Origin of the sequence: Paenibacillus hunanensis (genome assembly GCF_034055775.1) — a bacterium.
Classification (GTDB): domain Bacteria; phylum Bacillota; class Bacilli; order Paenibacillales; family Paenibacillaceae; genus Saccharibacillus; species Saccharibacillus hunanensis.
On sequence record NZ_CP139194.1, the window covers coordinates 5,024,416 to 5,038,309 of the forward strand.

8 protein-coding genes and 2 rRNA genes are annotated in these 13,894 nt (G+C 46.8%); 1 reads left to right on the plus strand and 9 read right to left on the minus strand.

Annotated features, from left to right (window positions below; translation table 11 throughout):
* Positions 1-15: 15 nt before the first annotated feature.
* Entirely contained in the window at positions 16-474 is a 459-nt protein-coding gene (locus SK066_RS20495; protein ID WP_250345602.1) for a CtsR family transcriptional regulator, read from the minus strand.
* Between the two features lie 470 nt (positions 475-944).
* Entirely contained in the window at positions 945-1,352 is a 408-nt protein-coding gene (locus SK066_RS20500; RefSeq protein WP_320542801.1) for a hypothetical protein, read from the minus strand.
* Between the two features lie 587 nt (positions 1,353-1,939).
* On the opposite strand from SK066_RS20500, the gene serS reads away from it, so the two are divergent.
* Positions 1,940-3,373, plus strand: a complete 1,434-nt coding sequence (serS, locus tag SK066_RS20505; RefSeq protein WP_320542802.1) for a serine--tRNA ligase — start codon at positions 1,940-1,942, stop codon at positions 3,371-3,373.
* Positions 3,374-3,702: 329 nt separating this feature from the next.
* Here the strand turns inward: serS and SK066_RS20510 are convergent, their stop codons facing one another.
* From SK066_RS20510 to SK066_RS20540, 7 genes are all read right to left on the minus strand, one after another.
* Positions 3,703-4,593 carry a carbohydrate ABC transporter permease gene (locus SK066_RS20510; RefSeq protein WP_188777977.1) on the minus strand — a complete coding sequence of 297 codons (891 nt, stop codon included), beginning with the start codon at positions 4,591-4,593 and terminating at the stop codon, positions 3,703-3,705.
* A gap of 15 nt (positions 4,594-4,608) precedes the next feature.
* On the minus strand, positions 4,609-5,487 hold the full coding sequence (locus SK066_RS20515; protein ID WP_320542803.1) for a carbohydrate ABC transporter permease: 879 nt from the start codon (positions 5,485-5,487) through the stop codon (positions 4,609-4,611).
* Between the two features lie 43 nt (positions 5,488-5,530).
* Complete coding sequence (locus tag SK066_RS20520) at positions 5,531-6,859, minus strand: extracellular solute-binding protein (protein ID WP_407673710.1); 1,329 nt, start codon at positions 6,857-6,859, stop codon at positions 5,531-5,533.
* A 264-nt stretch (positions 6,860-7,123) separates the two neighbouring features.
* A complete protein-coding gene (locus tag SK066_RS20525; RefSeq protein WP_320542804.1) occupies positions 7,124-7,897 on the minus strand; it encodes a response regulator transcription factor in 774 nt (257 codons plus the stop codon).
* Positions 7,898-8,522: 625 nt separating this feature from the next.
* Positions 8,523-10,328 carry a sensor histidine kinase gene (locus SK066_RS20530; protein ID WP_320542805.1) on the minus strand — a complete coding sequence of 602 codons (1,806 nt, stop codon included), beginning with the start codon at positions 10,326-10,328 and terminating at the stop codon, positions 8,523-8,525.
* A gap of 444 nt (positions 10,329-10,772) precedes the next feature.
* A 5S ribosomal RNA gene (gene rrf, locus SK066_RS20535) occupies positions 10,773-10,889 on the minus strand.
* Between the two features lie 64 nt (positions 10,890-10,953).
* Positions 10,954-13,876: ribosomal RNA gene (locus SK066_RS20540) — 23S ribosomal RNA — on the minus strand.
* Positions 13,877-13,894: the final 18 nt, after the last annotated feature.

Below are 13,894 nucleotides of genomic sequence, written 5' to 3' on the forward strand. Positions count from 1 at the left end.
CCTTCTCCCGAGTGATCAAGAGCCAAGCAAGGCGATCAGCATCGCTTTCATCATTCTTGCACGGACTTCATCTCTATAGGGAAGATTGATTGAAATGACATCTCTACATACAACCGCACGCATCAGCTCAGACTCACGCTTTGAGATCAGCCGTGCCTCCAGAAGCTGATAGATCAGCCCCTCCGCAGCACTCTGACTCATACTCTGACCGATACTTTCGTGGATATGCGTGTGAATCGTCGATTGTGCAGGTAGCTCAATGCGACGAATGCGGATATACCCGCCACCGCCACGCTTACTTTCCACCAGATAGCCTTTTTCCAATGTGAATCTCGTACTGATCACATAATTGATCTGCGACGGTACACAGGAAAACTGGTCAGCCAGATCGTTACGCTGAATTTCCAGCGCGCCTTCGCCCTCCTGAAGCATGCGTTTCAAATATTGTTCGATAATGTCGGAGATATTACGCATCGTATCCTCCTCCATGTATAGTTAAAACATGAATTCGTCAATGATAATATCAAAGTCTACATAAATAACACTTAACCATATCATTCATGGTCAGAAACGAATGCATAACACAGTTATTGTGACATTTAGGTCGCCATTTCCAGGCATCATCACATCCATTTCAAGTGTTGATGATTTTCAAACACGAGGTGCAATGAAAATGAATTCGCGTAGCAAAACATAATTCCCTGTCATCACAGTAAATGAATAGATTTGCTCGCTGACTTTGACTTTCTTTGACTTTATAATATTATACCATAAAATTCCGGTTTGCCAATACTGCATATCTATGAATAGTTCTAACACTACGCTATTTGATATATCCCCAAACCATCTACTTTTAATATCATAGTCATTCATTTCCATACGATCCGTATTTCGATGCATCATCATCCATGTTGAGAACGCAGCTTACATTTTATGTCTCACCATTACAGTGTACCTTCAATAATAATCATATCTGCATTCTCCAGCTTTGTTCTAATCCATGTTGTAAATTGAAAAATAAACTGCCGCTGCTCTTCATCCTGTACGGGCAATTGATCCAGCTCGGCTAAAATAATATGCCATATTTTTGCCTCGATCGGATTGTCCCAGCACGGATCAAACCTATCATGTGTTTCTCCCGTAGAGGGATCAACGAGTGGAAATTGAGCTTTGACGATGGGCAATATACACTCAAAATCTTCACTATAGATGAAAAGCATATACTCGTTCTGATTATGATACGGTGTATCCATATCGCCTCCGTTAACAGCGACGAAAATATAACCAGGACTATTTTGAACGCCATCGTACTGGTAAATCAGCTGGGGAATCTTGCGTTTCTTTTTTGCCATCAGGATCACTCCTTTGTTCATGGTTATGTATGCAACTATATCTGCATTTTTATAGAGAATGTATAATCATTTTATCGGATGCTCACAGGAGTTTGGTTGCCATCTCCAGTGTGTATAATCAGCATTGTAAACGTTTATTTATTCCCCCGCAAATCGATTCTTTATCGTCTATCTATCAGTGTAGTTCTAGCTATACTGATGTGTTCCTCGCACTGTTCGTACACCTATCTCCAGCGGTGAAAATCAATCCAAATCCCTTTTACACCTTGACGCTCCCCTTCTCATCCTGTACACTGTGACAAAATCCATATTCGGCAAATCGCCTGTGAAGGGAATCCAACCCGGAGGCGTTCTCGTCAAGGAGTTACTGCTATGTAGCGTTATGATCGGTTGCAGTAATGTCCCTAAGTTAAACGGTATTCGCCCGTTATCGCGGAACCTGAGTGGATCGGAGACTGTGTCTCTGATTAAATTGGGTGGCACCGCGAGCAGAGCGCTCCTCGTCCCAAGTTGATGAGGAGCGCTCTTTGTGTTTTACAAAATAAGCGGCAGCACAGACACTGCCCGATGCCCAAGGAGCGAATACGATGTTAGACATTCAGTACATCCAGCAACATGCCACCCTTTTACAGGAGATCGCCATCAAAAAGCACATTCCGCTCTCGATTGAACAGCTTACCCAGACGTATCAAGCACGTAATGGGCTTATGCAACAGATCGAGCAGCTACGTCAGCAGCGTAATCTATTGACTCGTCAGATCGGCAAAGCGATGAAAAAGCCGACAAGCAACACGACGGCTATCACGCCAAACGCTGTTGAGCAAGCGCCAACGACGATTACAGAGCAAGGGAAGCCTACGACTCCCGATCATACTCCTGCTCGCTCGATGGAGCAGCTTACAAGCATTCCTGAACCTATCGATCCTGAACAGCTACGACAGCAGGTCAAAGATATTAATCAGCAATTACAGCAGCTAGAGCCCCAAGCAGAGCAGTTTCAGCAGCAGTACAACACATTGATGAATCTTGTACCTAATGTGGTCTCGCCAGATACACCGGAGGGCGAATCGGACGCAGATAATATAGTGTTGAAGCAGTATGGCGACATGCCTGCATTTTCTTTTCCCATTCGAGATCATGTAGAGCTGGGCGAGCTACATGGCTTATTTGATGCTGCCAGGGGAGTCAAGGTCAGCGGTAGCCGGCAATATTATTTGACCGGAATGGGTGTATTGCTGCATCGTGCTGTGCAGCAGCTTGCCTTTGATCTGCTGCTCCGTAAAGGCTACACGCCATTAGAAGTTCCGATGATGGTCAGAGGCGCAGCACTGCAAAATACAGGCTTCTTCCCACTCGGTATGGATCAGACGTTCAAAATCGAAGGCGAGGATCACTGGCTAACCGGTACCTCGGAGGTCGCGTTGGTCTCGTATTATCAAAATGAGGTCGTCGATCTAAGCCATGGAGCAATCAAGCTCGCAGCCGCTTCGCAAAGCTTCCGTAGTGAAGTCGGCTCGGCAGGTAAGGATGTACGCGGCCTATATCGTGTACACCAATTTGCCAAGGTAGAGCAGGTTATTTTATGTGAAGCTGATCCAGAGCAATCGGAGCAGATTCATCACGAGATTACCGCCAATGCAGAGGAGCTCCTACAATTGCTAGAGCTACCCTACCAGATTGTAGCAGTCTGTATCGGCGATATGTCGCAAAAAACGTACAAGCAATACGATATCGAGACGTGGATGCCTGGTCGTCAGGCATATGGCGAAACCCATTCGTCGTCGAATCTTCACGACTTTCAAGCACGCCGTGCGAATATTCGCTATCGTACAGGGAATGGCAAGCTCCGTTACTGTCACACGCTTAATAACACCGCTGTCGCATCGCCACGCATCCTAATTCCTTTACTGGAAAATCATCAACAGGAGGATGGAAGCATTTATATTCCGGTAGCGTTGCGTCCGTATTTGAATGGGTTGGAGCGTATTCAAGCGCCAAACCTGCATCATATTGAAGCTTAATTAGCCATTTAAACAATTAATCGGTCGAGGGCTTATCCTAACTGCTAACATCGCGATGATTCGTTTCGGATTCCGTTTTCAGGTGATTAACCTGTAGGTAAGAACGTTTGGTGATGATGGCAGAGGGGTTCCCATTCATCTGCTTATTTGCGAATGATCCTATTCATATAAAATAGCGCCGCTTCTTTATTAGAAGGGGCGCTATTTTCGCACAAGACTATTTTCATACATGTTTCTGCGACGATTCCGGCATAAAGATATATCATTGCTCCTCACTGCTCTAATGTATCTTTATACATTTTACGATACAATCCTATTCTACTTACTATTTAACCTTTCACCGACCCAGCAGCCAACCCTTCCACAATCCGATTACTCAGCAGCAAAAACGCCACCAGAATCGGAATAATGCTAATCATCAGCGTCGCGCCAATCGCACCCCAATCGGTTAAATACTGACCGACAAAGTTGTTCACCCCAACCGTCAGCGTTTTCCAACGATCCGAGCTAATAAATGTATTCACAAATACGAATTCATTCCAGTTATAGATCATATTAATAATCGCCGTTGTCGCAATCACCGGTGTCGTCAGCGGCAACACGATACGGAAGAAAATCCGATGCACCGAGCAGCCATCGATCACTCCTGCCTCCTCAATCTCACGTGGAATCGCCTGATAAAAGCCCAGCAAAATCATAATCGTTACCGGCAAATTAAACGCTGTATACGATAAAATGACCGAGAGCGGATTATCAATCAGATTCACATGCTTGAAAAAGTTAAACAGCGGAATCAACGTCGAATGCAGTGGAATCATCAAACCGATGATGAACAGTCCCAACACCAGCTTGCTTAGCTTCCAATGCATTCTTGTAATCGCAAAGGTCACAAAGCTCGCCAGCACAATCGTCAAAACAACCGCTGCTACCGTATACCAGACGCTATTGAGGAAATAAAGATTAATATGCCCCTGGCTCCATACCTTTGGATAATTTCCCCATTGCGGATTTTGCGGCAGTGCAAATGGCGACATGCCGAACACTTCCTGATTCGTTTTTAAAGAGAACAGGAACAGCCACAGCAACGGATAAATCTGAATGACAGCCAGAATACCGAGTATTAGATATAGAATACCAAAGCCAATTCGTCCTACCCATCTTGCTTTTACATGCGTGCCCGAGTCTGCATCGGATCGCTTACGTGCAGCCAATTCACTCATTGGTCCCTTCCCTCCTCAGTATTGGACATCTTCGTTCGATGCCGTCAGTTTGCGAATAAGCCAGGTCATCAGCAGACAGATCACCAGCAAAGCAAAACCAATCGCGCTTCCGTACCCGAAGTTGTATTTACTGAACGCTTCGCCATACATGTACGAAGCCATAACCTCACTCGCATGGTTCGGCCCACCGCCCGTCATAACGAAGATCAGGTCAAAATATTTGAGTGAGCCGACCAGTGCAAGAATAATCGTCACCTTGAACACTGGAGCGATAAGCGGCAACTTCACACGCGTCGCCACCTGCCATGCGGTTGCACCATCGATCGTTGCTGCCTCTACGACTTCCTCTGATACATTTTTTAGAGCAGCGTAGTAAATAATGATGTAGAATCCAGCATACTGCCATACAATCGGTACGAAGATCGAATACAGCACAATATTCGGATCAGACAGCCATAAAGGTGGATTTTCTACGCCAAATGCCATTAGTAGATTGTTCAGCATTCCGTTTGCCGGGTCATAGATTTTCGACCAGAGCTGTGCAATTGCAACCGACGATAGCAGCATCGGAATGAGATAAATTTTACGAAATAGATTAGCGCCTTTGATCCGGCTTGCCAGCACCATCGATACCGCTAAATAGATGAACAGGCTAAGCGTAGAGAAGATGCCGAGCAGTACCGAATGATATGTGCTTTTCCAGAACATGGAGTCGTGGATCAGCTTGTTATAATTGCCTAACCCGATAAACTTCATCGGCGCAAAGCCCTTCCAATCCATCATCCCATAGTATCCAGTAAGCACGAGTGGGACGTAGATAATGACCATAATTAATAGCAGTGCCGGCAGTACATACATCGCAATCGCAGCCCTGTTGGACATGACAGCTTTCATAATGGATTGCCTCCCTTTGATCCCATTCCACAGTGTAACGACGTTATTGCTGCTTTTCCTCTTCCAGCGCAGCCGCCGTCTGATCAACAAATTGCTGTGGTGTAATCTGCTTGCCGAACAGCGCCGCGATCAGATCATGATGCAGCTCCGCTACATTCGGACTCGCCTGAGTATCAAAGTACGTTGTTACGTTGGAAGCTCCACTCAAATCCTTCAAAATCTCCACATACATCGGATCAAGCTTCTTGTCTGCTGTATCCACCTTCGTAGCTGGAATCACACCTGCATCGGTCACCGATTTGTTGCCCCATTCCTTCACTAGAAAAGCAGCAAAGTCCTTCGCCTGCTCCTTCACCTGAGAATGATCTGCTACGAACAGACCGACACCCGGGCCACCCACATAGCTGTTAATATCTGTTCCTTTTCCACCCTCATACAATGGGAATTTGAAGTAACCAATCTTATCTTTAAATTCCTGCGGTACATCCTTGCTAGTCGTGTAGTTTGGCAGCTCCCATGTTGCTGTCAGGAACATCGCTGCCTGCTCATTCATAAAATAGCCCTTTGCTTCATCATTGGACAGACCGCTATTCCCTTTTTCAAATGTGTTCATATCCACCAGATTTTGAACCTCCGTCGCTGCTTTTAGAATATCTGGATCGTTAAAGCTACGTTTTCCTTGAATCACATCCGTCAGAATCGTTGGCCCACCGATGCGATCAGCCAGATACATAAACCAGAATGAGCCTGGCCAGCCTTCCTTGTTACCTACTGCTGCTGGAATGACTTTATTTTGATTCAACGTATTTACGATATTTTTGAATTCTGTGTATGTTTTAGGTACCTGGAGATTGTATTTCTTGAAAATTTCCTTGTTGTAGAAAATATAGGAAATGTTCAGCTCCAGCGGCATGCCGTATGTTTTGCCATCAATTGCGTATGATTCCTTCACACCCGGAATGAACGCATCCTTGAGGTTCGCATCAATTACATCATCCAGCGGTGTGAACAGCTGACCTTCCACGTAAGGCTTCAAAAAGCCGTCTGACCAGGTCATGCCTACATCCGGAAGCTCATTGGATGAAGCTAACACCTTGAGCTTTTCACGATATTGATCATTACCGAGAATTTCCGTTTGGATTTTCACATCTGGATGCTGTTTTTCGTAATCTTGAATAATATCGTTCACGATCGTATATTGCGCCTTCGAGCTACCCTCCGGCCACAAGTGCATAAATTTAATTACCGTCTGTCCACCACTAGCCGCATTACTACCATCCGCATTGTTGGCAGAAGAACCACAGCCCGCAAGGGCAAAAGACATCATCAGCAATACAGCCAACATTAGGGGAAGCGCTTTCTTTTTTAACAATGAAACTACCTCCTTTGTGGGTTCATAGCCGTTTGACTATAGCTCAAGTCTAGCAGTTGACTCGAATCCACATAAGGCAACAACCATTGGTAAAAATTCTCTTTTGTTTGGGGATTTGGTATTTAAAGTGGATTTATCCTGGTTAAATCGCATAGAGAGCTACAATCAATAGAGTCACAGTTTACACCCTCATCTGTAGTAGTATTTAGAAGCACATAGATAAAAGCAAAAATAACAGCAACTCCACCTGCTTTCCTTACCCTCTCAACGCACCGATTTACGATACGTGCTTGGCGTGATGCCTTCCAGTTCCTTAAATATTTTAATAAAATACTTCGCCGTCCGATATCCCGACTGCTCCGCAATATCACTGATCGGCAAGCTGGTCGAAATGAGTAGCTCCTTCGCACGCTGCATACGCTGACGGGTTACATATTCGCTGAACGTCAGCTCCATCTGCTCCTTAAAAAGCACACTCAAATAACTCGGATTCAAATGAATATAGTCGGCTAGCTCCTTCAGCGTCAGCTCCTCCTGCAAATGGGTATCGATATAATGGATTGCCTCTCGAATACGTTCCCCCGCTGTCTGGCTCTTCTCATTCACCTGGAGCAGCTTATCATCTACAACCTTCTCCATCATCGTCGCACGCGTCTGCTTCGCCTCCACTTCAAGCGCATTCTCCACAGCATCGATTAGATCCGACTTACTGATCGGCTTCAGCAAATAATTGACTACTCCAAGCCGAATTGCCTCCTGCGCATAGGCAAATTCTGAATACGCTGAGATTAAAATAACGACAGGCGTTTGCCCCTGCGCTCGTATTTGCTGTAGCATTGCCAGCCCCGTCATCTCCGGCATGCGAATATCCGTTAACAACACATGAATCTGCTGTCGACCGACAATATGAATCGCTTCCTCGCCATTCTCAGCCATAATCACCTGATACTTTCCCTCACACCACTGATCCAACACCTTTTTCAATCCCTGCCGTGTACGCGGCTCATCATCCACAATCAAAATCGTTTTGCTGTACATGCGATGCATTGCCCCCTTTGATCTAATCGTTATCTGTTCTAGCAAAACTCTGTTTAAGATATATTTTGATCCATCCTATCGTTTCCGGTTTATTTTACAAAAGACACGCCATCACCCATTAATCGGGCTCTGACTTACTGTGAAGCAAGCCTATGCTAGCGTATAGCTGGATGGACTATACAGCTTTTTTCATCCTACATCCGATCTCCCCGATACCATAATCTATACGCAGTTTGCTTTGATTCAATTCCGAATTGCAGCACATCGTGATGCATTATACTGTATCAAATGCTTGATCTTAAAGACACACTACAGGGCATTTTGGGCTACTGCTAGTTAGTTTTGTCTCAAGAATAGGAGATCACTCATTACCATCTACACTCAGGCTTTATGCATTGCGATCCACTATGCAGCTCGCTCTAATCTAACCTCCAGCTATCATGCTTCGGTGAACCACTATATAGCTTCATCTAACCTCCAGCTATCATACATCAGCAAGCTACTGTATAGCTTCATCCAATCTACAGCTGTCATACATCGGCGAGCTACTGTGTAGCTTCATCCGCCACATCTCTTTTTCTACGCTACTGATATTTATCCATTTTACATTACCTCCATATAGCTTCTACCCCTGCCTTACCTCAGCCGTATGAAATGGAATAACCAAGCTAATCCTTGTTCCCTTTCTAGATCGGCTCTCAATATGAATACGCGAGCCCTCCTGTTCTGGAAAATAAAGCTGTAGCCGCTGATACACATTCGATAAAGCAATGCCATTTCCATTCGATTCTGCATTCTTGATCTGCCCCTCGATCATCCCTCCATATGCCGAAAAGCCCCCATTTTCCATCGAGCGTTGCACACGTTCCAGCATCTCCGCTGACATGCCTGGCCCATCATCCTGTACAATGATCTGTAATTGCTCCCGCTCCTCCTGAGGCTCAGCCGATATCGTAATCGTACTGTCCCCTTTCTTATTTCCAGCTCCATGCAAAATTGCATTTTCCACCAATGGCTGAATAAGCAGACGTGGAATACGTACACCCAGAGCCTCCTTCGGTACCCTCACACGATAATGCAATCGCTCCCCAAAGCGCATTTTCATAATTTCCATATAATTATCGATATGCCGTAACTCATCTCGTAGCAGCACCCATTCATCATCATGCTGACGGGTAATCGTGTAACGGAACAGATTCGACATTGCCACAACCTGCTCAGCTAGCTCCTCCTGCTCCTTATCCTCCAATGACCAGCGCAGTGCATCCAGTGCATTAAATAGAAAATGCGGATTAATCTGTGCCTGTAACGCTTTAAGCTCACTCCGATTACGAATGATCTCCTTCTCATACACCATTTTGATCAAATGATTCGTTTCTTTAACCAGTTGATTATACGTGCTATTCAGCTCATTGATCTCGTTAACCGTGTTAATCTTCGGATTCAGCGTCATCGGCCCTGCAATCGCCTGCTGCATCGTATGAGTTAAGCGCACAATTGGCTTCGTAATCAGCGTCGATAGAAAATACGAACAAATAAAATAAATCACGATGCCAATTACTCCTGCATATACAATCCCGTTACGGAGCACATGAATACTTTCGTATAAAGCGCTTACAGGAGTTAAAATCAAAACCGTCCAGCCCGTAATCGCAGACAGCTGCCTTGCCATAATATACTGCTGCCCATCTAGCTCTACGATCGGCATCTGCTGCGGATGATCGATAATCGTCGTCAACGACCCATTATAGTTAGAATTAATCGTCTCCATATTCTGACCTAGCAAAATCGAATACTGATCTGCCGCACTCGCCAGCTGCTGATTAGCAAATTGAAAATAATAACGATACATACTCACAAGTAAATAGCCACCTGTCGTATAATGCTGCTCCATCAAATTCACCCGTCGAATCGCTAAAAAATAGTTCTTATCCGTCGGATCATCACCAAGCCAGACTAACCGCCCCCCAGCCTGATCGGCTCGTGCAATCCATTCTTCGGTAATCCGCCCGGTTGGACTTACCCCATCCAACGGCAAAATGCGCTCAGACTGCTTCGTATATAGCTCAAAAGAAGAGATACCATCCGAATTCGCCTGAATCGTATTTACAATCCCTTTTAGCTCCTGCCGATCCTTAAAAGATACTTCATTGTTATGATATCTACGTAGCAATACATTTTGCACATTCTCATTCGTCGTCACCAGTTTGGATACCATATTCACCTGTTCATATAACGATTCAAAGCGCCCATTTGCCTCCACCGCCACCTGCTGAATCTGATGCTCCGTGTTCGCCTGTAGCATTGAAGAAATCGGTCGAAACGTCATCACACTAACTACCAGCAACACAATCACCATCACAAACAGAAACACAAACAGCACCTGATTGCGAAGCGTATTCCATTTCCTCAACACATGCAGCATATTCATCGCCTTTCTTTCGCTTTAAACGCCAAATACGATCGTCATCTCTATTTATATGCTATCCATTTATATGCTACCAACCACTCTAATTCTTATATGCTACCAATCGCTCTAATTCGCACCCCTCACTCTGCTTGGCTTCCTATCACTCTTTTTAATAACGCTCTTGTGTGTAGCTCTTTTATGTGTAGCGCTTCTGTGTGTAGCTTGCTTATGTCTATCTTATTATTACGCTACTATTTATTTATTATTTTACTGTTCATTACTTTACTTTCTATCTTTGCATGTTTTCCTCTCCCATAGTTCTTCTCGCCCTCACTGCCTTACACTAAACCCTATCCTATAGCATAACGCAGACGACTCTATTATGTAATATACAATTAAAGGTAATACCAGAAAACAACAAAAAAAGAGACACGATCCATTATGGATCGTGTCTCTTCCTCATGTGCTTGGCGACGTCCTACTCTCCCAGGACCCTGCGGTCCAAGTACCATTGGCGCTGGAGGGCTTAACGGTCGTGTTCGGGATGGGTACGTGTGGAACCCCTCCGCCATCATCACCAAACGTTGTTGCACAGGTTAATCACCTGAAAACTGAATCCGAAACGAATCATCGCGATTTTAGAAGATAGGATAAGCCCTCGACCGATTAGTATTGGTCAGCTCCATGTGTTGCCACACTTCCACCTCCAACCTATCTACCTCGTCGTCTTCAAGGGGTCTTACATACTGGGAAATCTCATCTTGAGGGGGGCTTCACGCTTAGATGCTTTCAGCGCTTATCCCGTCCGCACGTAGCTACCCAGCGATGCTCCTGGCGGAACAACTGGTACACCAGCGGTGCGTCCATCCCGGTCCTCTCGTACTAAGGACAGCTCCTCTCAAATTTCCTACGCCCACGACAGATAGGGACCGAACTGTCTCACGACGTTCTGAACCCAGCTCGCGTACCGCTTTAATGGGCGAACAGCCCAACCCTTGGGACCTACTTCAGCCCCAGGATGCGATGAGCCGACATCGAGGTGCCAAACCTCCCCGTCGATGTGGACTCTTGGGGGAGATAAGCCTGTTATCCCCAGGGTAGCTTTTATCCGTTGAGCGATGGCCCTTCCATGCGGTACCACCGGATCACTAAGCCCGACTTTCGTCCCTGCTCGACTTGTAGGTCTCGCAGTCAAGCTCCCTTTTGCCTTTGCACTCTTCGAATGATTTCCAACCATTCTGAGGGAACCTTAGGGCGCCTCCGTTACATTTTAGGAGGCGACCGCCCCAGTCAAACTGCCCACCTGACACGGTCCCCGTACCGGATCACGGTACCAGGTTAGAACTCAGATGCGATCAGGGTGGTATCCCAACGGCGCCTCCAAGGAAGCTTGCGCTCCCTCTTCCTAGGCTCCCACCTATCCTGTACAAATCGCACCCCAGTTCAATATCAAGCTGCAGTAAAGCTCCATGGGGTCTTTCCGTCTTGTCGCGGGTAACCTGCATCTTCACAGGTATTAAAATTTCACCGGATCTCTCGTTGAGACAGCGCCCAAATCGTTACGCCATTCGTGCGGGTCAGAATTTACCTGACAAGGAATTTCGCTACCTTAGGACCGTTATAGTTACGGCCGCCGTTTACTGGGGCTTCGGTTCATAGCTTCGCTTGCGCTAACCACTCCCCTTAACCTTCCAGCACCGGGCAGGCGTCAGCCCGTATACTTCGCCTTGCGGCTTCGCACAGACCTGTGTTTTTGCTAAACAGTCGCTTGGGCCTTTTCACTGCGGCCCCCTCGTGCTATTCACACTACCGGGGCACCCCTTCTCCCGAAGTTACGGGGTCATTTTGCCGAGTTCCTTAACGAGAGTTCTTCCGCGCGCCTTAGAATTCTCTTCTCACCTACCTGTGTCGGTTTACGGTACGGGCACCTGCTTCCTGGCTAGAGGCTTTTCTTGGCAGTGTGAGATCATGACCTTCGCTACTGTAATTTTCGCTCCCCATCACAGCCTGGCCTTAAAGTGTGCGGATTTACCTACACACAAGCCTCACTGCTTAGACAGGCATCCATCAGCCTGCGTCACTACCCTCCTGCGTCACCCCGTTGCTCATAGCGGCTTTCGGTGGTACAGGAATTTCAACCTGTTGTCCGTCGACTACGCCTTTCGGCCTCGCCTTAGGTCCCGACTTACCCTGAGAGGACGAGCCTTCCTCAGGAACCCTTAGGTTTTCGGCGGATCAGATTCTCACTGATCTTTTCGTTACTCATACCGGCATTCTCACTTGAATTGTGTCCAGCACTCCTTACGGTATACCTTCAACCTCAATTCAACGCTCCCCTACCCCTGATGCAAAGCATCAAGCCATAGCTTCGGTGGTGTGTTTAGCCCCGTTACATTTTCGGCGCAAAGTCACTCGACCAGTGAGCTATTACGCACTCTTTAAATGGTGGCTGCTTCTAAGCCAACATCCTGGTTGTCTGTGCAACTTCACATCCTTTCCCACTTAACACACACTTGGGGACCTTAGCTGATGGTCTGGGCTGTTTCCCTTTTGACAATGGACCTTAGCACCCACTGTCTGACTCCCGGAATAAAGTCTGCGGCATTCGGAGTTTGACTGAGCTTGGTAACCCTTGCGGGCCCCGCACCCAATCAGTGCTCTACCTCCGCGACTCATCTTCCGAGGCTAGCCCTAAAGCTATTTCGGGGAGAACCAGCTATCTCCGAGTTCGATTGGAATTTCTCCGCTACCCCCACCTCATCCCCGCACTTTTCAACGTGCGTGGGTTCGGACCTCCAGTACGTGTTACCGTACCTTCATCCTGGACAGGGGTAGATCACCCGGTTTCGGGTCTACGTCCACGTACTAAGTCGCCCTATTCAGACTCGCTTTCGCTGCGGCTCCGGCTTCTCACCTTAACCTTGCACGGGAACGTAACTCGCCGGTTCATTCTACAAAAGGCACGCCATCACCCATTAATCGGGCTCTGACTTTTTGTAAGCACACGGTTTCAGGTTCTATTTCACTCCCCTTCCGGGGTCCTTTTCACCTTTCCCTCACGGTACTGCTTCACTATCGGTCGCTAGGGAGTATTTAGCCTTACCAGATGGTCCTGGCAGATTCATACGGGGTTTCACGTGCCCCGCACTACTCGGGATCCGTCTCGGAGAGAACTTGATTTTAACTACAGGGCTTTCACCTTCTCTGGCGGGCCTTTCCAGACCTCTTCATCTACCAAACTCTTTTATCACTCCAAAGAGACGTCCCACAACCCCAAGAAGCAAGCTTCTTGGTTTAGGCTGTTCCGCGTTCGCTCGCCGCTACTGACGGAATCACTCTTGTTTTCTCTTCCTGAGGGTACTTAGATGTTTCAGTTCCCCTCGTCTGCCTCTCCACACCCTATGTATTCAGATGTGAGTCACTGGAGATGAATCCAGTCAGGTTTCCCCATTCGGACATCCCCGGATCAATGCTTGCTTACAGCTCCCCGAGGCCTTATCGTTGTTCGCCACGTCCTTCATCGGCTCCTAGCGCCTAGGCATCCACCGTGTGCTCTTACTAGCTTAACCTAGTTGGTGGTCTTCTTT